Annotated in this window: 16 protein-coding genes; 11 read left to right on the forward strand and 5 right to left on the reverse strand. The window is 36.2% G+C overall.

Annotated elements, in window-relative coordinates:
- The first annotated feature begins 116 nt into the window (after positions 1–116).
- Both G9C87_RS01650 and G9C87_RS01655 read left to right on the forward strand, forming a co-directional pair.
- On the forward strand, positions 117–3,689 hold the full coding sequence (locus G9C87_RS01650) for a choice-of-anchor L domain-containing protein (protein WP_228456929.1): 3,573 nt from the start codon (positions 117–119) through the stop codon (positions 3,687–3,689).
- 127 nt (positions 3,690–3,816) lie between these two features.
- Positions 3,817–6,189 carry a choice-of-anchor L domain-containing protein gene (locus G9C87_RS01655; RefSeq protein WP_172277405.1) on the forward strand — a complete coding sequence of 791 codons (2,373 nt, stop codon included), beginning with the start codon at positions 3,817–3,819 and terminating at the stop codon, positions 6,187–6,189.
- Between the two features lie 83 nt (positions 6,190–6,272).
- Here G9C87_RS01655 and rsmA read toward each other — a convergent pair whose 3' ends face one another.
- Entirely contained in the window at positions 6,273–7,043 is a 771-nt protein-coding gene (gene rsmA / locus G9C87_RS01660) for a 16S rRNA (adenine(1518)-N(6)/adenine(1519)-N(6))-dimethyltransferase RsmA (RefSeq protein ID WP_172277408.1), read from the reverse strand.
- Positions 7,044–7,134: 91 nt separating this feature from the next.
- On the opposite strand from rsmA, the gene G9C87_RS01665 reads away from it, so the two are divergent.
- From G9C87_RS01665 to rluF, 6 genes are all read left to right on the forward strand, one after another.
- On the forward strand, positions 7,135–8,034 hold the full coding sequence (locus tag G9C87_RS01665; RefSeq protein WP_172277411.1) for a cell division protein FtsX: 900 nt from the start codon (positions 7,135–7,137) through the stop codon (positions 8,032–8,034).
- 4 nt (positions 8,035–8,038) lie between these two features.
- Positions 8,039–8,335 (forward strand): DUF3098 domain-containing protein, encoded by a 297-nt coding sequence (locus tag G9C87_RS01670; RefSeq protein ID WP_034686639.1) that lies wholly within the window; start codon positions 8,039–8,041, stop codon positions 8,333–8,335.
- Positions 8,336–8,415: 80 nt separating this feature from the next.
- Positions 8,416–9,234, forward strand: coding sequence for an undecaprenyl-diphosphate phosphatase (locus tag G9C87_RS01675; RefSeq protein ID WP_172277414.1), 819 nt, complete (start codon positions 8,416–8,418; stop codon positions 9,232–9,234).
- Between the two features lie 30 nt (positions 9,235–9,264).
- Positions 9,265–9,963: a tRNA pseudouridine(55) synthase TruB gene (gene truB / locus G9C87_RS01680; RefSeq protein ID WP_172277417.1), complete on the forward strand. Its 699-nt coding sequence runs from the start codon at positions 9,265–9,267 to the stop codon at positions 9,961–9,963.
- An 80-nt stretch (positions 9,964–10,043) separates the two neighbouring features.
- Positions 10,044–10,553, forward strand: a complete 510-nt coding sequence (locus G9C87_RS01685) for a hypothetical protein (protein ID WP_172277420.1) — start codon at positions 10,044–10,046, stop codon at positions 10,551–10,553.
- Positions 10,553–11,275 carry a 23S rRNA pseudouridine(2604) synthase RluF gene (gene rluF, locus G9C87_RS01690; RefSeq protein ID WP_172277423.1) on the forward strand — a complete coding sequence of 241 codons (723 nt, stop codon included), beginning with the start codon at positions 10,553–10,555 and terminating at the stop codon, positions 11,273–11,275. Before G9C87_RS01685 ends, rluF begins: the two co-directional genes overlap by 1 nt.
- Positions 11,276–11,298: 23 nt before the next feature.
- Here rluF and G9C87_RS01695 read toward each other — a convergent pair whose 3' ends face one another.
- The 3 genes from G9C87_RS01695 to G9C87_RS01705 all read right to left on the reverse strand — a co-directional run bounded on the left by G9C87_RS01695 (position 11,299) and on the right by G9C87_RS01705 (position 13,793).
- Complete coding sequence (locus tag G9C87_RS01695; RefSeq protein WP_172277426.1) at positions 11,299–12,585, reverse strand: helix-hairpin-helix domain-containing protein; 1,287 nt, start codon at positions 12,583–12,585, stop codon at positions 11,299–11,301.
- A gap of 240 nt (positions 12,586–12,825) precedes the next feature.
- A complete protein-coding gene (locus G9C87_RS01700) occupies positions 12,826–13,239 on the reverse strand; it encodes a copper resistance protein NlpE N-terminal domain-containing protein (protein WP_172277429.1) in 414 nt (137 codons plus the stop codon).
- Positions 13,240–13,448: 209 nt separating this feature from the next.
- Positions 13,449–13,793 carry a MerR family transcriptional regulator gene (locus G9C87_RS01705; RefSeq protein WP_172277432.1) on the reverse strand — a complete coding sequence of 115 codons (345 nt, stop codon included), beginning with the start codon at positions 13,791–13,793 and terminating at the stop codon, positions 13,449–13,451.
- Between the two features lie 167 nt (positions 13,794–13,960).
- Here G9C87_RS01705 and G9C87_RS01710 point away from each other — a divergent pair, with 167 nt between their 5' ends.
- On the forward strand, positions 13,961–14,842 hold the full coding sequence (locus G9C87_RS01710) for an AraC family transcriptional regulator (protein WP_172277435.1): 882 nt from the start codon (positions 13,961–13,963) through the stop codon (positions 14,840–14,842).
- Positions 14,843–14,851: 9 nt separating this feature from the next.
- Here the strand turns inward: G9C87_RS01710 and ccoG are convergent, their stop codons facing one another.
- Entirely contained in the window at positions 14,852–16,294 is a 1,443-nt protein-coding gene (ccoG, locus tag G9C87_RS01715) for a cytochrome c oxidase accessory protein CcoG (RefSeq protein WP_172277438.1), read from the reverse strand.
- Between the two features lie 243 nt (positions 16,295–16,537).
- Between ccoG and G9C87_RS01720 the strand changes: the two genes are divergently transcribed.
- Both G9C87_RS01720 and G9C87_RS01725 read left to right on the forward strand, forming a co-directional pair.
- On the forward strand, positions 16,538–17,431 hold the full coding sequence (locus G9C87_RS01720) for an SMP-30/gluconolactonase/LRE family protein (RefSeq protein ID WP_172277441.1): 894 nt from the start codon (positions 16,538–16,540) through the stop codon (positions 17,429–17,431).
- A 381-nt stretch (positions 17,432–17,812) separates the two neighbouring features.
- Entirely contained in the window at positions 17,813–20,497 is a 2,685-nt protein-coding gene (locus G9C87_RS01725; protein WP_172277444.1) for a reprolysin-like metallopeptidase, read from the forward strand.
- Positions 20,498–20,543 lie beyond the last annotated feature (46 nt).

Genomic DNA, 20,543 nt, shown 5'->3' on the forward strand with positions numbered 1-20,543 from the left:
GAGTATTTTAAGATAAATATGTTTACATTATTAACAATACAATTTGAATAGATTTGAGTTTCAATTAAAAAAAATAGTATTTTTGTTTAAAACAATATAAAATGTTAAATAGGAGGATGAGAAGTTTATTTCTGGCTTTATTTTTAGTTCTTGCAGGTAATATAGTGTTCTCCCAGAACAGGGGTCAAAACATCAAACTAAAACAACCTACAGCTGAAAGTATGAAAGCCGGAGCATTTATTGATGTAAATGCAGCCGGATATCCAGAATCTAACTATAACATTACTCAGTTGGTAAAAGATGTTCTTATCGCAGGAGGGTCTACGTGTACCACAGCCAATGTAAGTAATGTAAATGTATCTCCTAATCTATCAATAACGGATCAGAACAGAAGCTGGGGTTATTTTAATAAGGCAGGGACCAACTTTCCATTTTCAAAAGGTATTGTCCTTGTAACGGGATTTGCCAGAAAAGCAGGAAATAACTTTCAAAGTGTCTTAAGCGATCCGCTTCCTTCAGGAGGTGACGTTGACTTAGCAACAGCCCTGAATGTTAATAATGCCAATTTAAGGGATGCTACTTATATCGAATTTGACTTTGTACCTAGTTCTACCGAAGTTTCTTTTCGATACTTATTTGCTTCTAAAGAATATTCACCATCAGGAACTTTTACGTGTAGTATCGCAGATGGCTTTGCCTTATTATTGAAAAAAGTCGGTGATCCTACTTATACTAATTTAGCCGTTTTACCCAATGGTGCAGGTCCTGTAAGTGTAACCAATATTATTCCTTCAGGCTTGGCTTGTGGTCCTAAAAATGCACAATATTTTGCAGGAATGAATAATCCTCAGGTTGAAACCAACTTTGACGGACGCACGGTTCCTTTAACAGCAAAAGCAACGGTAATTCCAGGTGAAACCTATCATTTTAAAATGGTTTTAGCGGATTATCAGGACGTAAATTTTGATTCTGCCGTTTTTTTGGAAGCAGGATCCTTCGATATCGGAGTTCAGATTTTAGGTCCCGGAGGAGTAGCGCTTCCTCCGTCTATTAATATGTGTGACAATACTCCTCAGGTACTTACTGCATCGATTCAGAATGCTACGGCTTCCTATCAGTGGTTCTTGAATAATACTCCTATTGCTGGAGCTACCAACGCGACTTACACAGCGACGCAACCAGGAGTTTATACGCTTCAGGTGCTTCTTGCAGGAAATACATGTCCCGGAACGGCTACTGTAACGATCGTAGGCGGAACTTCACCTACGGTACAAAATGCAACGTTGACAGCCTGCTATGCTCCAGGAAATGCAATATTTAATTTACCGGCTGCTCAAACATCGATCAGTACAACTCCAGGAGCTACATTTGCTTATTATGCCAATTTAGCGGATGCCAATGCCGGAAATGGAAATACGATAGCAACACCGGCAACATATTCAAGTCCTGGAGGACAGACGGTCTATGTTCTGGTTAAAAACGGATTTTGTTCAAAAGTTGCTCAGCTCCAGTTGATCAAAGCCCCTCAAATGACGGGGACAATAGCTCCTCCTACACCGCTTACATGTGCTAATTCACAAATAACATTAAATGCATCGACTTCTGTATATCCTGCAGGATCTACATTTAACTGGACTACCACAGGTGGAAATATTGTTTCCGGAGGAAACACTTTAACTCCTGTAGTGAATGCGGCCGGAACTTACACATTGACTATTTCCAATACCTACCAGCCCGGAAATGTAGTGTGTACAGCAACTGCAACCGTTACTGTAGTAGGGGATAGTGCTCCTCCAACTACGACTGTATCGGCAACTAAAGTATTAATCTGTGCAGGGGAGACTGTAACATTAACTGCTTCCGGTGGGGCTACGTACAATTGGACGGGATTACCTGGGACGGGAAATACGCAAACCGTAACACCAGCCACTACCACCACTTATACGGTAACTGCTGTTGGAGCAAATGGATGTGTTTCTCAAAATCCTGCAAGTATAACAATTGAGGTTTCCCAACCTATTACAGTGCAAAATGCTACTTTGCTTAAATGTTATCAACCAGGTAATTTAACATATGATCTTACTTCTGCTCAGCCACAAATTACAACGGTAGGAACGGCAACCTTTGCTTACTATGCCAATTTAGCGGACGCTAATGCAGGAAACGCTAATACGATTGCAGTACCAACAGCTTATCCGACGCCAGGGAATGTAACGGTTTATGTTCTGGTGAAGAATGGCGGATGTAGTTATGTAGTCAATCTGCAGCTATTAAAAACTGCCGAAACAACATTAACGATTGCAACTCCACCAACTATTACATGTACCACGACACAGATTACATTGGACGCATCGGCATCAGTCGTGCCGGCAGGTTCTTCCATATTATGGACTACAACAGGGGGGAATATTGTTTCAGGGGCCAATACATTAACACCGGTTGTTAATGCAGGGGGAACGTATACATTAACAGTACAGAATACAACACAGCCTGGAAATGTAAACTGTAGCTACACAGCCAATGTTACGGTGGTGGAAAATAAAACACCACCAACGGCAACCTTAACTTCTTCCCACGCTCAAATTTGTGTAGGAGAGTCGGTGACTTTAACAGCCGGCGGAGGAGTAAGCTATAACTGGACGGGTCTAACCGGAAACGGGAGTACACAAACGGTTTCTCCGACAGTCACTACAACTTATACTGTATATGCTGTAGGAGCTAATGGATGTATTTCAACAAATCCTGCAACGGTTACCGTGATCGTAGGGCCACCGGTTGCATCAGTGACTGCCTCAAAATCAAAAATATGTGCCGGAGAATCTGTTACATTAACAGCTTCCGGAGGGATTACTTATAATTGGGTCGGATTGACCGGAAACGGAAATACCCAGGTGGTTTCTCCAACGGTTACAACAACTTACTCAGTATATGCGCTGGGAGGGAACGGATGTACATCACTGGTTCCTGCCACGATTACAATTGAAGTGGTGCCAGCTATTACCTCTACCTTACAGGATGTATATGTTTGTGCCGGTGATACAGGAATCCTGGATGCCGGAAGTGGCCCGAATTACACTTATATATGGAGTAACGGAGCAACGACTCAAACAATTTCAACAAATATTACAGGAACCTATACGGTTACCATAAGTAATGGAACCTGTTCGAAAGCGTTTACCGCTCAGCTATTAAATCCTAATCTGCCACAGTTCACCAATATTGTTTATGAAAACCATGTGCTGACTTTAAGTGCAACCAATCCTACCGGAGGAACATTGGAATATTCTATTGACGGAGGGCTTACCTGGCAGAATTCCAATATATTTAATAATGTACTAAATAACACAAATTATAATCTGATGGTAAGGGTAAAGGATGCCAAATGTAGTACCTCATTAAGCTACTTCACCTTTGTGATTAGTAATGCTATCACTCCTAACTCAGATGGAAAGAATGACACAATCGACTTTTCAGGAATAAGCGGATATAATAATTTTGCGGCTTCTATTTTCAACAGATATGGACAGGAACTCTTTAAAGCTACTAAGTTAGAACCTGCCTGGAATGGAACAGTAAAAGGATTAGCCCTGCCAACTGCTACTTATTGGTACAGAGTACAGTGGGAGAATCCTGCGAGTAAAAAATTAGAATTACGAACAGGATGGATATTGTTGAAAAACAGGAATTAATTTTTAAAAATATACTCTTAAATGTAAGCCTTTCATAATTGAAAGGCTTTGTTTTTTTAACATAATAATGTTAAATATGTATGTGGTATGTTTAAAAATAATTTAAATTTGTTGAAACAAAAATATTATGAAGAGATATCTCCTGTTGTTTTCTTTTTTTTTAGTTTCGCTGAATATTTATCATTCACAAAGTATTAATCCCAGAAAAGTTCCTAAGCCAAGACCTAATTTAGCTGCCAAAGCAGGGGCGTTTATCGATGTAAATGCACCGGGATATAATGAGTCTGCTTACAACATTACTCAGCTTGTAAAAGACGTGCTTATTTCATCAGGAACAAACTCATGTGTTACTCCCAATGTGTCAAATGTCCAGGTAAATCCTTCTTTACCGGCAAGTGATGTCAATAGGGCGTGGGGTTACTTTCATAAGGGTACCACAAACTTTCCCTTTAAAGATGGAATTGTACTTGTGACCGGAAAGGCGAACAGGACCGGAAACAGCTATATAGATGTATTGAGTCCTTTAAGTGACCTTGTCGGTACAGGAAGCGACCCGGATCTGGTAGCTGCTACCAATCCGTCAGTGAACCTAAATGATGCTGTTGTATTGGAGTTTGATTTCGTTCCTACTTCCTCGCAGGTGAAATTTAATTATTTATTTGCTTCCGAAGAATATACAACATCCTTTCCATGCAGTTATTCCGATGCATTTGCGCTGTTGCTTAAACCTTTAGCGGGTACAGCACCTTACGTCAATATGGCGGTATTACCCAGTGGTGCAGGACCTGTAAGTGTAACCAATATTCACCCGGATACTCAGTTTGATGGGAGCCCTTTGAGTTGTGGAGCAATTAATCCAACATTCTTCGGAGGATATAATACAACTAATATTGAGACTAATTTTAACGGTAGAACCGTTCCTCTTACGGCTACCGCAACGGTAATTCCGGGACAGGCCTATCATTTCAAAATGGTTCTTGCTGACGCGATCGATACAAGTTATGATTCAGCGGTATTTTTAGAAGGTGGATCTTTTAATATCGGAGTGGAATTATTGGATCCGGATGGAGGTACATTGCCATCAGATATCAATGTTTGTGATAATGTTCCTCAGGTACTGACAGCTTCAGTGAGTGATCCTAATATGGCATATCAATGGTATTACAACGGTGCTATTGTGCCTGGAGCAACAACCAATACCATTACAGCAGTACAGCCGGGAACCTATACTATTGAAGTTACTTTTCCGGGAAATCCATGTCCGGGGAAAGCATCTATACAGATTCATGGGGGGACAACTCCTAATGCCAATGATGCTACGCTATTGTTATGCTCTACGCCGGATGTTACAACATTTGATTTGACTACAGCAATGCCTTCAATAAGTACAACACCTAATGCGGTATTCCATTTTTATGAAAATCAGGCAGATGCTTTAGCGCAAAATGATAATTATATTACCACTCCACTTAATTATAATGGTAATGATGGGCAGATTTTATATGTTGTGGTGTCTAATGGAGGGTTCTGTAGCCGGCTGATTAAATTAACTTTATCAAAAGAGGTTACCCCTACCGCACATGTTGTTTCCACAAAACTGAAAATATGTCCGGGAGATTCGGTAGACCTTACGGCTACTGGTGGAGTTACTTACCAATGGAGTAATTTCCCGGGAACCGGTAATACACAAACCGTAACTTTATTCAATACTACAACGTTTACAGTATATGCTATCGGAGCAAAAGGATGTAAATCATTGCAGCCTGCTACAATCACAGTAGAAGTAGTTCCGGAAATAACCTCTCCTTTGAAAGATGTTGAAATGTGTATCGGAGACAGAATTACACTAGATGCGGGAGCCGGACCTAATTATACTTATTTATGGAGTACGGGTGAAACGACGCAAACGATTTCTGTAGACCAATTGGGTATTTATTCTGTTACTATAGATAATGGGTACTGTACAAAAGTATTTACGGTGAAAGTGATGGGAGCTACGCTGCCTTTTATCACCGGATTAAATTATGGCAATAATACATTAACAATTACAGCGGTAAATCCATCGCTTAATAATATTCCGGGAGTACTTGAGTATTCTATTGATAACGGAATTTCATGGCAGGCCTCTAACGTGTTTACGGGGTTATTGGATAATACAACATATAATCTTCAGGTAAGAATACAGGGAACACATTGTGTGGGAACACTTGACTTCTTTACTTTAAAGATTTCCAATATTATTACTCCTAACGAAGATGGAATCAATGATGTTCTTGACCTGTCGTCTCTAAAGAACTTTAATAACTTTACCGGATCTATTTATGACAGATATGGTGTGGAAATGTTCAGGTTCTCTAAAGAAAATCCGATCTGGGATGGAACCGTAGGAGGAAAGAGATTATCTACCGCTACGTACTGGTATAAATTTAACTTTGAATATCCTAAATCAAAAGCCCAGATGAACTGGTCCGGTTGGATATTACTTAAAAACAGAGAATAAATTATTTATTTATAGATTGTAAATTGAAAAGCCTTTCAGATATCTGAAAGGCTTTTCCTATTTCTTTATTTCTTAGTTTATTATTATGCGTTTTCTTTCCACTGTTTTGTAAAAGAAATAAAATCGTTAACGCTGAGTTCTTCAGCTCTCTTATCTAAAAATTCATGCGTTTTTAATGCTTCAGGAATATTCAGTATTTTAAGAGAGTTGGATAATTTCTTTCTCCTCTGGTTGAATCCTGCCTTTACAATTTGCTTAAACAGGACTTCATTGCCGGCTAAACCTTCTTTGGGATTTCTGGTTAACCTGATAACTCCTGATTTTACCTTTGGTGGCGGGTTGAAAACATTTTCATGAACAGTAAACATATAGGATACATCATAGTACGCCTGAATAAGAACAGATAAAATGCCATAGTCTTTTGTTCTCGGAACGGCAGCTGTTCTTTCTGCAACTTCCTTCTGGAACATTCCTACCATTTCAGGAATTAGCTCGTAATGATCTATGATCTTAAAAAGGATCTGTGAAGATATATTATAGGGGAAATTGCCAATAATAGCAAGCTGTTCATTATTGATAAAAGCAAAATCCTGCTTTAAAAAATCTCCTACGAAATTTTTATCTGTAATTTTTGAATAATGATTTTTCAAATATTCGATGGACTCGTTATCAATTTCAGCAAGATAAATATATTGGTCTTTTTCCAATAGATATTTTGTAAGGACTCCCATTCCCGGACCAACCTCCATGATATTATTGTAGTTTTCAAAGCTTAAGCCTTCTACAATTTTTTTCGCTATGTTTTCATCTGTCAGGAAGTGTTGACCAAGATGTTTTTTTGCTTTTACACTCAAAGTTTTTTATGATTTTGTTAACAATGATTTTCTTTTTTTCGTCCCAAATTTCGGAAGATTTTTTCTATTTTAGCCAAAAAATTTAATATTAATGGCGAAATCTGTAGATGAATTTAATAAGAAGAGACTTAGGTCCAGCAATATTACAGTGGTAATTAGTATTGCCTTAGTGTTATTTTTGTTAGGATTAATGGGATTGATTTTAATTAATGCCCAGAAATATTCTGACTATATCAAGGAGCAGTTGGTTGTAAACGCATACTTTGATGAAAACTATGACGCTAAAGATTCTGTTAAAATTGCGAAACTGGAAGAAGAAACTTTTAAAAAAGTACAGACTTTAGCCCCCGTAAAAAGGGCAACCTATATTTCAAGAGAGATGGCTGCTAAGGAAGCAAAAGCCAGTATGGGAATTGATAGTGATGCACTTTTTGAAGAAAATATCTTCCCTTCATCTATCGAAGTTGCCTTAAAACCGGAGTATGTGGATCCGGCAAAAATTGATGCGGCTATTAAAACGCTGAAATCCGTTCCCGGTATTGTAGATGTAAAGAATAACAGTACCCTGATGGTAGATGTTTATAATAACCTGAACAGAATCTTGAAATGGATCTTAGGCTTTTCTATACTATTCCTTATTTTAGCGGTTGTCTTGATTAACAATTCAATCCGTCTGAAAATATTCTCCAAAAGATTTATCATTAAAACCATGCAGCTTGTAGGGGCAAAGAGAAGATTTATCCTGAAACCATTTATTGTTGAGGCTTTGATTTTGGGTTGTATAGGCTCTGTTATCGGACTTTTGGCGCTATTTGGAGTATGGTATTATTTCACGAGTCAGATCGGGTCTGCATTTGTTCAGAATAATCAGCAATATTTCTGGCTTGTTATATTGGTATTCGGGGTAGGGATTTTTATTACTGTTTTAAGTACCATTGTTGCTACCTGGAGATTCTTGAGAACAAACGTTGACGATTTATATTACTCTTAAAAAGATGAGCAAAAAAACAAATAAATTTTCTGCAGCTGAGTTTGGTACGGATACCAAAGCTCCACAGGAAAACACTTTTTATTTCGGACAACAAAACTTTAAATGGATGCTGATTGGATTAGCATTCATTGTAGTAGGTTTTCTGCTGATGATGGGTGCCGATGCTAATACTGTCGATGGAAAATATGATCCGAACTCATGGAACGACGGTATCTTCTCTATTCGCAGAATCCGGATAGCTCCATTATTTGTAGTTATCGGTTTCGTCATAGAAGTATATGCGATTTTAAAAAGAAAATAATTTTTTATTTAAGATTAAGAAGTTTGAGAAATTCGGAGTTTTCCGGATTTCAGGCTTTTTAATCTTTTAATTTTATACATATGGATTTATTCAAAGCAATTATTATTGCGATTATAGAAGGTCTTACTGAGTATCTTCCAATTTCTTCTACAGCCCACATGGGTTTCACGGCTAGCTTAATGGGATTGCCGGAAGATGAATTTTTAAAAATGTTTCAGGTATCTATTCAGTTTGGTGCTATTTTATCAGTGGTGGTTGCTTATTGGAAAAAGTTCTTTGATTTTAATAATATTAAATTCTATTATAAGCTTGCCTTTGCGGTAGTACCGGCTTTGGCTTTGGGATATCTTTTTGATGATAAAATTGAAGCTGTTCTTGGAAATCAGATCGCTATTTCGTCTGTTTTGGTTTTAGGTGGAATCGTTTTATTATTTGCAGACACCTGGTTTAAAAACCCGACAATTGATGATGAAAAGGGGATCACTATCAAGAAAGCCGTGACCATAGGTTTTTGGCAGTGTCTTGCAATGATGCCGGGAACAAGCAGAAGTGCTGCTTCTATTATCGGAGGAATGACACAGGGATTAACGCGAAAGGCGGCCGCGGAATTTTCATTTTTCCTTGCTGTTCCTACAATGCTGGCAGTTACTGTGTATTCAGTTTTTGTAAAAACTTGGGGAAAAGAAACTCCTAATCCTCAGAAAGGATATGAAATGATTTTGTCATCACAAGATCATTTTACTATTTTTATCATTGGAAATATCGTGGCATTTATTGTGGCTTTGATTGCTATTAAAGCTTTTATCGGAGTTCTTAATAAATATGGTTTCAAACCTTGGGGATGGTATCGTATTTTTGTAGGGATAGCTTTATTGATTTATTTCTATTTCTTTAAATAAATTATTCTCTTATCTATTTATTACCAATTTATGACTGCCGAAAATATACTTGAAGGCCATATATTTTTACTTGATAAACCTTTGGATTGGACCTCTTTCCAGGCCGTTAATAAAATGAAATATAAACTCAAAAGTGAGTTTAAACTTCCTAAAAAATTTAAGATTGGGCATGCCGGAACTTTAGATCCTAGAGCAACAGGTTTACTCATTGTCTGTACCGGGAAATTCACTAAAAAAATTCCTGAAATACAAGATGCTCCTAAAGAATATTGGACTGAAATAAAGATAGGGGTTCAGACGGAATCTTATGATACTGAAAAACCTGAAATTCTTCATCAGGATATTTCAAACGTTTCCGAGGAGCAGGTAAGAGCAGTTTTACAAAAATTTGTTGGAGAAATAGACCAGAAACCTCCGGTTTTTTCTGCTATAAAAATTGATGGGAAAAGAGCTTATAATCTAGCGAGAGCAGGTGAAGAAGTAGAGATGAAGTCAAGAAAAACTACTATTTTTTATCTTAATAATATTCAGATTGATTTTCCTTTTGTGAGTTTTACGGTAGGATGTTCAAAGGGGACCTATATCCGGAGTCTTGCACATGATATTGGGCAGGAGCTTGGCGTTGGTGCATATTTAACGCAACTGAGACGTACGAAGATCGGGGAATATAAGATAGAAGACAGTACAGAAAAGTTTTTAGAAAATGATTTTAAATTTGAAAGTATATGAAAAAAACTCTCCTTTTGTTCATAAGTTTATTTTCGATAACTCTATCATACGCTCAAAATGTTGAGAACAAAAAGCCGAAAATGGATTTTTATGTTAACCCCACTCTTAACTTAGGATATAATCTTGGAAATAGTATTCAGGATGACAGAAATAAGGATTCAGCCTATTATCAACAATACATAGCTCCTTATCTCCCTAATAAAATTACTTTTGGAATGACAGTTATCGGTGGGTATAATTTTCTTCCTAACTTTGCCTTAGGATCAGGGATAAAATATAGTTTTACGGATAAGAATTTTCATTTGCTTTATTGGGTTATCCAGCCTAAATTCATAATTGGTCCTGGAGATGAACCTTTTTTTATTGATATTAATTATGGAAAGCAGATCAACCACTCTGTTGTTTCAAATGCTGAATTCTGGGGAATGAAGTTGGGAAAACAGGTGTCTTATTCGAAAAGATTAAGCCAGGAAGGAGGACTTGTTCTTGAAAATCATAACTTTGGAAAATCAAATGCTTTTTTTATCGGTTTGAGTTATGGGATAACATTTTTTAGTAATAAAAACTACACGGGTTACGGAGACGATTAATGGAAAAGACACGGATTAATAAATATTTATCAGAAGTTGGTTTCTGCTCAAGAAGAGCGGCAGATAAATTACTGGAAGAAGGGAGAATAAAAATCAACGGGCAGATTCCTGAATTGGGAACGAAAATTTCCGACGAAGATGTTGTGGAAGTAGACGGTAAACCGATCCGGGAAACAGAAGAAAAACCTGTTTATATTGCTTTTAATAAACCAATTGGTATTGTTTGTACTACAGATACAAAAAGAGAAAAAAACAATATTGTAGATTATATCAATCATCCTAAAAGAATTTTTCCGATTGGTAGGTTGGACAAACCTAGTGAAGGCCTAATACTTCTAACCAGTGACGGGGATATTGTCAACAAAATTTTAAGAGCCAGGAACAATCACGAAAAAGAATACCTTGTAAGAGTCGATAAGCCGATTAATCCAAGATTTTTGGAGAAAATGAGAAATGGAGTTCCCATCCTGGATACCGTCACTAAAAAATGTGAGGTAGAAAAAGTAGATGATATGACGTTCAGAATTGTTCTTACCCAAGGCCTCAACAGGCAGATTCGCAGAATGTGTGAATATTTGGGCTACGAAGTGAAAAAACTTAAAAGGATGCGTATCATGAATATCAAGCTGGATTTACCTGTAGGAAAATGGAGAGATCTTACCGATGAGGAACTATCCGCTTTGAACAAGCTGCTTGAAGACTCCAGTAAAACGGTAGATTAAATTGATAAGAAAGTAAGATTCAATCATTTCAGATATAATTTCATCCTTGTCTCATATTCTGGCTTTAATTTCAGAAACTTCCATATTTTTTTGTCTTCGGGATTGCTCACACGGTAATAAATAATCTTATCTGCAGAGTATCTGAAATAAGGATGGTTCTTTAACCATTCTTCCGGCGCGTCCACAAGTGTATATTTTGTGATGCCGGAGGAATCAAGCTTACAAATTGAAATTAATTTCTGCACAAGATCTGTATCTATATTGTAAGTTTCCAGGATTTGCTGTTTGGTAACGAATCCGCCCAGTTTTTTTCTGAAACCAATAATTGATCCTGCACTTTTTTCATCAAGTCCGAATTCCAGAAGCTGTTTAAAAGTAATTTGATTTAAATCAGTAGATGCGAAATCTGTTTTTTGCTGAATGATTGGATTCTTTTTTTCATCATTTTGCTGATCTTTGATTTTAATATAGGGTTTTAATTCTTCAAACTTTTCCTGAGAAATGACGAAACATTTCTGAATATCCTGATAGGTATTAAAACGTCCCTTTAAATTTCTATCTCTGTAATTAACTATAGTTAATGCCTGCTTTTCGGAAAAACCAAGAGATTGCCATCCTGCTGTGTTTAAAGTATTAGGATCAAAAAAACGGAGATAAATACGAGGCTTTTGCTCAGTACTCTTAGAAATGTTTTTTAAATTTTCAGGTGTTTTTTCCGGTAAAAGCAGATGTGGTGCTAATAATCGATAGTTTTCATCATTGATTATAAAGCAGGCTTTTAATTTTTCTTTACTTACAAAACTACCTCCCAGATAAGCTTTGTATTTCAAAATCGCTTGGGCCTGTCGCGGGCTGAATCCCATATTCTCCCATTCTTTTTCAGAAAGGTGATCCGGATTGAATGTTCCGGAGACGGTAATTGTTTTTTTATCAGGCACTCCCGATCTATCATTTTTTATAACCTTATGGTCATTTGGGAGCATAATGTATGGACTGATCTCTGAAAATTTCTCCTTGGAAATAGCGTAGCATTTTTGTAATTGTTCTTTAGAAGTAAATTCTCCACCAACAATTTTCTTATAGTTTAGTATCGTTAATACCTGTTTTGAAGAAAATCCAAGGCTTTGCCACTGTTTTTCGTTAAGGTCATTAGGATTAAATTCGGTTAAATACAATGAAGCGTTTTCCTCCGACACAAACTTTATTTCGGGGAAATTTTCTTTTTCTTTACCGGTATACTCCTGGAAGATGAATAATATGAGCAGCAATATACCTAAAAATGCAATCTTTTGATAGTAGCTTCTTTTCATCAAGCTAAACTTATTGATAAACCTCAACTTTTAAAAGAATAATGTTCAGAATTTGATATAATGATATATAAAGGGTTGTTTTTTGATGGTAACCCTTTTTAAAATGAAGCTGATCTTTTGATTAATTGAATTTTTTCAAGCCTACTCATCGGAATAATCGAGATAATATGATATATGATGGCATAAAAAATCCCCAAAAATGTTTTTGGGGATATATTTAACTAATAACAGATTATTGTATTACTGACGAACAAGATTATATTCTGTTCCTGCTGTTTCTTTTGTCCATGCACTTCCGCTATGCATTTGAATTGTTTTATCATTGACAATTGAGAAGGTTGTTACACGGTCTGCAATATTTGAATACTTTAAAATTACCTTATTGGTGTCTTTGTAATACTTCCAAGTCCCTGTACTTGACATAGGAGTTGTACTACCAGGAAAAGTTTCAGACAAAGCGAAAGTATTATCATCTTTGAAAGTGATTTCAACATTCTGTTTTGAGTTTCCTGAAGGGATATTTCCTTTATAAACTCCTGGTACAAAAGTAGAAGTTTTAGTTACCGAAGTATTTTCCTTTTGATTTTTCATTGTACTGCAAGAAGTAAATCCGATGAATGATGCGCAAGCTGCTGCGAGAAATAAATTTTTCATAATATGTTTTTTAAATTTGGTTTCTTACTAACTAAAATAATGCCAAAAAATAAAATAAATAAGTGAAAAAGTCATTGAGCTTTCATTGCTGATCTTATTTTGCCAAGGTGTGAAAAGGGGCAGAAAATTGATCATCACAGGATTAGCAGATGTTTATGTTAAATCTGATATTTGGAAAAAAAATGTTAGGGTATTTTTATCCGTTTCTGTTATTCAGAGTCTTTTTCTACTAAAGATTCTTTTAATTTCAGTAATTCAGCCTTTACAAATTCCAGACGGTCGATAATAGTAATGGTCTCGGATATTTTACTGTTTGTTGCCAAAGCGATCTTTGCTCCATCCAGTGTGTAACCTTTTTCTTTCACCAGATGGTAAATGATCTGCAGATTTTTAATATCCTCAGGGGTAAAGTACCGGTTACCTTTCTTGTTTTTCTTAGGTTTGATAATAGGAAATTCCTGCTCCCAATAACGTATTAATGAAGTGTTTACATCAAATGCTTTAGCAACTTCTCCTATTGAATAATACAGCTTATCGGGTAAATTTATCTTCATTTTATGAATCCTAATCTTCAAAGATAATTTTTTTTGAATTTTTTTACAAATTTACCATCCAAAATATATTCTTAAAACTCTTTTCTTTTCTTGAAATACTATAATCTTCCAGTGCTATTTAAGATTAAATGAAAGTCTTTTTTTAATTTTGAAGTAAATTAATAGATTTGAATTCTATATCTGTACTTCATATTGATCTTTTTCAGTCCGGGAAAAATACTTCGGATTTTTATTTCAATACAATGAAAGATCATCTGGTCAGTAGCCATAAACATATTGAGAAGCCCCATCGGCATGATTTTTACGTAACGGTGCTTTTTACAAAAGGTACAGGAATTCATGAAGTCGATTTTCACAGGTATGATGTCTCAGAGGGAAGCATGTTTTTTCTATCACCTGGTCAGGTCCACAGCTGGGAACTTTCGGAAGACACGGACGGGTATATTTTTTTCTTATCTCAGGAATTTTATGATATGCATTATATCAATCAGCATCTGAGAAACTTCCCTTTTTTTAGTTCGGTGAATTTTTCAAGAAAGCTTCAGCTTGAAAAAAAATACCTGAACCCAATGGTTGGTTTGTTTGAAGAGATTCAGAATGAGTATTATTCTCATAACCTTATGAAGGAGGGGCTGATACTTTCAGTGATTACAAAAATGTATATCACCTCATCAAGGTTGTTTTCTAAAGAATACAATACTTTTAATTCCCCGGTTAGTATTTCATATTTAAAGCACTATCAGGATTTTGAGACTTTACTCGAAGAACATTTTACAAAAGAAAAATCGATTTCATTTTATGCTTCTTTGCTGGATATTTCTCCTAAACACTTGAACAGGATTACGCAGACTATGGTTCAGAAAACGGCTACAGAAGTTATTACTGAAAGGGTAGTGCTGGAAGCAAAACGGATGCTGATGTATTTAAGCGAAAGTCTTGTTGAGATTGCCTTCAGATTAGGGTATGAAGAATATTCTTATTTTGTAAGGGTATTCCGGAAAACTTCCGGAATAACCCCGACTCAGTTTATTCAAAAGTATAAATCATAAACTTTTTGACTACAACAATAGTTTGAAAGGTCCTTCAAAAGTTGTTTCAAAAGTATCCACAATTTTGCCTTTTTCATCAAGTAAAGCAATCACAATGTTCTGTTTGGAAAATCGGATGTCTTTTTCAGGAAATGTAATATTAATGTTACCTTTTAAGATCTGATCTCCCTTTAATACAATTTTATCTGAACCAAAAAAAGTGATCTCGCCATTTTTAGGACTTATTACTTTTATTGTTAAAACCTTTTTCTCATTGGTTTTGTTTAAAAAAGTATAAATAAATGTATTCGTTATTTTTCCATTTTTTGTAAAGAAAGTGGATCCGGCAGGTTTAATAAATTTGGCCTCCATAGATCCACGGTCATACATTAGAAAACCAAGAAAACCGATTAATAATGCCAGAAAAACCGTAGTGACTTTCATTCTGGAGGTAAAAATAAACCTGGATTGGTTTTCAATTTCAGCTTCAGTTGCGTAGCGAACCAATCCTTTTGGAAGACCTATTTTTTCCATTACTTCATCACAGGCATCAATGCACGCCGTGCAATTAATACATTCAAGCTGTTGGCCGTTTCTGATATCTATTCCTGTAGGGCAAACCACGACACATTGCTGGCAATCGATACAATCTCCTTTTCCTTCTGATTTTCGGTCTTCACCGTTTTTCCATTTGGAACGGTTTTCACCTCTTTTAAAATCATAATATACATTGATGGTTTGTTTATCAATAAGAACTCCCTGTAAGCGTCCGTAGGGGCATACCAATGTACATACCTGCTCACGGAGCCATGCGAAAGTAAAATAAAAAACAGCTGTAAAAGAAAGCATAACAATGAATTTCAAAGAATGTTCTGCAGGGCCTTCACTCATGATTTTAAAAACCTCTCTGTATCCTACAATATACATGAACATGAAATGACCGATAATTAACGAAACCAATAGGAATACCGACCATTTCAGACTCCTCTTTCTTATTTTCTCACTATTCCATTCCTGTCGGTCCAGCTTCATTTGCTTATTACGGTCACCTTCGATCCAATATTCTATTTTTCTGAAAACCATCTCCATAAAAAGAGTTTGCGGACAAAGCCAGCCACAGAATATTCGTCCGAAAACTACTGTAAAAAGCATAATAAATATAACAGAAGTAACAGCGCCCAGAGCCAGAATAAAAAAATCCTGGAGATAAAAAGGTTGCCCCACAATGAAAAATTTTCTGTCGATGACATTAATCAGAAGAAAAGGGTTATGATTAATGGTTACGAAAGGTAGAATAAAAAACAAAGCAAGCAGGATATAGCTGGTGTAATTTCTGTAATTGGTATATTTCCCCTTGGGTTTGCGGGGGAACACCCATTTTCTTTTTCCTGTATCATCCATTGTTCCCACAGAATTTCTGAAAGCTTCATTCTCTATCGCTATAACCTTTTCGGGTTTGGTGTCTGTATTCATTCTTTTATTTTAAATAACCAATTGAATAATCCCTCATTTTGTTGTTTTTTTTATTAAAAAACATCTATTGAGTTTCTTACCGCAAAGCTCTTAATTAAGGGAATACATTACTAATAGTATACACGTATTGAATAGGACAAATGGGACATTTATCAATTTTTTATTATTGTATCAAAATGAGAAAATAATTCTTGAATTTTATTTTTTCATGTTGTACATTGTGAGCCTAAAATGAAATAAAAAATGAAGAATCTTTTTAAAATGACTTGGGTTGGTTTGGTTTTAGTATTACTAAATTGTCAATCAGTAAATTATACCCGTATGTTTTATCATGATGTAATGCCAGAGAAGATTTCAGACCGGTTCGGTTTTACTGAGGGGCCCTCCTCAGATAAAGAAGGGAATGTTTATTTTACAGATCAACCCAATGATAAAATTTATTATTGGGATTGGAAAACAAATGAAATCCGGGAATTTTTAAGCAAAACAGGACGCGCCAATGGAACCCATTTTGATCAAGACGATAATCTGATTACCTGTTCTGATGATCAGGGCGAGATCTGGAAGATCTCTAAAGATAAAAAGATTCAGATTTTATTAAAAGGTTTCGAAGGAAAAAGGCTTAATGGTCCGAATGATGTATGGGGAGATTCTTCAGGTGGAATGTACTTTACTGATCCTTTGTATAAGAGAGATTACTGGATTGATTTTAAACAGGAAATTCCTCATAAAAGTCTTTATTACAGAAATAAAGAAGGTAAAGTAAAAAAAATCGATACTTTTACCCAGCCCAATGGCATTGCCGGAAGTGAGAAATACAGAAAACTCTATGTTTCTGATATTGATGCAGGAAAAACTTATGTATACGACATATTGGATGCAGGAGAACTTTCTGAGAAGAGACTGTTCTGTGAAATGGGTTCTGACGGAATGACGTTAGATAAGCACGGGAATGTTTATTTAACAGGTAATGGGGTTACGGTGTTTAATCGCGATGGTAAGAAAATCTATCATATTCCCATAGAAGAGGAATGGACCTCTAACGTAACATTCGGGGGAAAGCATAATGATATTCTTTTTATTACTGCTTCAAAGTCAGTATATACTTTACCAACAAGGGTAAAAGGGACAAGATAATCGATTCCATTTATTGTTGTTAAATCTTTTATCAGTGATTTAGTTACTTGAAAATTATATGTAATATTCAGGTAATCAGTGAGGTGGGCTTTGATTTCATTGATGTTATTTCATGTGTATTTGAATTTATTTCTTTTTAAATCTTATTTTATATAAAATTTTTAATCTATTTACTTTTATCGTAAAATAATTTAAGTTAATTGTGGAAATGTTAATAATGAGTGTTGTTTATTGTTAATATTATGGTTTTTGTGTTTAATTTTTTGCTTTTTTTGTAAAGTGTTTTTAGGCTCTGGAAAATATCGTTTATTTTATTTAAGATGTTTGCGTGAGTTAGAACATATACCAACCTTAACACAAACAGTTTAAATTATTATAGATATGAAATTCTACTTATTGATCGCATTGGCGATGGTTCCTTTTATGGGGTCATCACAATGGAAGAGAACAGAACTACGTTCACAAAGCGTAAAAAAAGTACAGGAAAAACTGGAGTTTTCAGGCTTGTATACATTAGATATAAACGCTTTAAAACAAACCCTTAAAAATACATCTTCTAAAACTTCTGAGGGAAAAGGTGTTGTTATTTCAATTCCTGATATCAATGGGAAAACAGAAAGGTTCCAGGTATGGGAATATTCCAATATGGCTCCTGAATTACAGGAGAAATATCCGGACATAAAATCTTATATGGGAAGGGGAATAGAAGACCCGTCTGCTTATTTAAGATTTAGTCTTTCACCGGTAGGTTTTTCATCCATGATTACAAGATCCGGTAATTCTGAATTTATTGAACCTTATTCACAGGACGGAACAGTATATGCTGTATTCGATTCAAAAGCAAGAAAGAATCAGGAGGCAGAACCTTTCATTTGTGGTACTGCTGAAAATCTGGCAACGAAGTCCCTATCTAGTAAAAATGGTGCACAAAATAAAAAAGCCGCAGGTTTCAATACTTTCAGGCTGGCTATGTCATGTACCGGGGAATATGCCCAGTATCATTTAACAGCAGCCGGAACACCGGCAAATGCTACGGAAGCGCAGAAAAAAGCAGTAGTACTGGCAGCTATGAATACGACATTAACCCGTCTTAATCAGTTATTTGAAAAAGATCTGTCATTACATTTTAATTTAATTGCCAATAATGATGTGCTTATTTTTTTAGAACCTACTGCAGATCCTTATACCAACGGAGGACCTGGTGAAGCTCAAACCCAGATTTCAGCGCGTATTGCAGCTCAGGATTACGATATGGGTCATTTGCTGGATAAAAAGAATGGTAACGGCCAGGCAGGAGATATCGGAGTAATCTGTGATGATAATGCTAAAGCAGGTGGATGGACAGCTCATAATTTTCCTGAAGGAGATAAATTCGATATAGACTATGTTGCTCATGAAATGGGTCATCAGATGGGGGCGAACCATACATTTACGCTTTATAATGCAAGCTATACGGATGCTTCTTTAGTAGAGCCGGGAAGTGGATCTACGATTATGGCTTATACAGGTATTATGGGTGGTAATAGTGATGTGCAGTTTAACTCATTCGATTATTTTCATGCTTTTAATCTTAAAGAGATCAAAGATGTGATCAATGGCGTGGCATGCGGTGTTAATGTGCCGTTTGCTAACCCTGCACCAGCAGTAAATGCCGGAGCTGATTATACAATTCCTAAATCTACACCTTTCGCATTGAAAGCAACCACAACAGATGCCAATAGTGCTGGTTATACTTATACGTGGGAGCAGATGGATTCCGGTTCGGCACAAACAGGAACGGTGAACTCTCTTACCTATGCTGCCAAACCTTCCGGTCCTACTTTCCGGTCCTTACCTCCGGTAAGTACACCTGTAAGGTACTTCCCTGATTTTAATAAAGTATTGGCAGGAGTATATGCGACCCGTTGGGAGTCTTTATCCAGTGTGGCAAGGACACTTAATTTTACAGTTACGGCAAGAAATAATCATCCTACTGCTCCGCAAACGAGCAAAGATGAAACGGTAATAACGGTTGATGCAGCATCGGGACCTTTCAAAATTACAGCTCCAGTATTTGGACAGTCATTAAGTTCCGGAAATTCAGCAACTATAACCTGGGATGTAGCCAATACCACTCAGGCTCCGATTAATACAGCAAATGTTACGATTAAATTATCTACCGACGGAGGGCAAACATTTACCGTGCTGGCAGCAAATACACCTAATGACGGTAGCGAACAGATTACAATTCCTGCCGGATCAACTTCGGCAAACGCATACATTCTGGTTGAAGCCATAGGAAATGTTTATTATGCGGTAAGTCCAAGTTTTGTTATTGATTATAATGTGACCGGAGAAACATGTGCAACGTATACTTATAATGGACCAGCTGTTGGCATTATAGATGGACCTGGAGGGAACAAGATTTCTTCACCTAAGGTTGTTGTTCCTTTAATGGTAAATAATACCGGGGTTATTACTAAAATTAAAGTAACTCCAACTATAGCACACCCTTATGTAAGTGATTTGGCTGTTGGTATAGAAAGTCCGCAAGGATCTTCTGCTCTCATATGGAATAGAAAATGTGGAAATGCGGCATATTCAGGTATTACAGCTTCGTTCACAGATACAGGTAATGCAGTAGCTTGTGCTTCTCCGATTCAGGGAGAAACGAAATCTGATGAATCATTAGCAATCTTTAAAGGGCATAAGGCTCAGGGAGAATGGAAGTTGTTCGCATCGGACAATTATGCAGGTGATGTGGGAACAATTAATTCTTGGTCGCTTGAAGTTTGTACCCGCGAAACACAAAATTTAGGGACAAAGGATGCTTCCGCTGTATCAGGAAATGATATCAAAATTTACCCTAATCCGAGTAATGGGAATTTCTTTGTTAAATCCAGGAGTTTATCAGGAGAAATAAAAGTTACTCTATTTGATTCAAGTGGCAGGTTGATCTCTTCGGATTCCTATCAAGGTAATGGTGATTTTACAAAAGAATTTAACATGAATATTCCAAAAGGAGTTTATATTATTAATATTAATTCTTCCAAAGGAATGTATAGTCAAAAACTGATCATCAAATAAGTTTTTTAATATTATTATAAAATGAAAGCGGCTATTAAATAATGGC

The sequence above is a fragment of the Chryseobacterium sp. LAM-KRS1 genome (assembly GCF_013184525.1).
In the GTDB taxonomy this organism is placed as follows: domain Bacteria; phylum Bacteroidota; class Bacteroidia; order Flavobacteriales; family Weeksellaceae; genus Chryseobacterium; species Chryseobacterium proteolyticum.

Coding starts and splice junctions, on each gene's coding strand:
- G9C87_RS01650 (WP_228456929.1), top strand. CDS start 117: ATGAGAAGTTTATTTCTGGCTTTATTTTTAGTTCTTGCAGGTAATATA.
- G9C87_RS01655 (WP_172277405.1), top strand. CDS start 3,817: ATGAAGAGATATCTCCTGTTGTTTTCTTTTTTTTTAGTTTCGCTGAAT.
- G9C87_RS01665 (WP_172277411.1), top strand. CDS start 7,135: ATGGCGAAATCTGTAGATGAATTTAATAAGAAGAGACTTAGGTCCAGC.
- G9C87_RS01670 (WP_034686639.1), top strand. CDS start 8,039: ATGAGCAAAAAAACAAATAAATTTTCTGCAGCTGAGTTTGGTACGGAT.
- G9C87_RS01675 (WP_172277414.1), top strand. CDS start 8,416: ATGGATTTATTCAAAGCAATTATTATTGCGATTATAGAAGGTCTTACT.
- truB (WP_172277417.1), top strand. CDS start 9,265: ATGACTGCCGAAAATATACTTGAAGGCCATATATTTTTACTTGATAAA.
- G9C87_RS01685 (WP_172277420.1), top strand. CDS start 10,044: ATGGATTTTTATGTTAACCCCACTCTTAACTTAGGATATAATCTTGGA.
- rluF (WP_172277423.1), top strand. CDS start 10,553: ATGGAAAAGACACGGATTAATAAATATTTATCAGAAGTTGGTTTCTGC.
- G9C87_RS01695 (WP_172277426.1), bottom strand. CDS start 12,585: ATGAAAAGAAGCTACTATCAAAAGATTGCATTTTTAGGTATATTGCTG.
- G9C87_RS01700 (WP_172277429.1), bottom strand. CDS start 13,239: ATGAAAAATTTATTTCTCGCAGCAGCTTGCGCATCATTCATCGGATTT.
- G9C87_RS01705 (WP_172277432.1), bottom strand. CDS start 13,793: ATGAAGATAAATTTACCCGATAAGCTGTATTATTCAATAGGAGAAGTT.
- ccoG (WP_172277438.1), bottom strand. CDS start 16,294: ATGAATACAGACACCAAACCCGAAAAGGTTATAGCGATAGAGAATGAA.
- G9C87_RS01720 (WP_172277441.1), top strand. CDS start 16,538: ATGAAGAATCTTTTTAAAATGACTTGGGTTGGTTTGGTTTTAGTATTA.
- G9C87_RS01725 (WP_172277444.1), top strand. CDS start 17,813: ATGAAATTCTACTTATTGATCGCATTGGCGATGGTTCCTTTTATGGGG.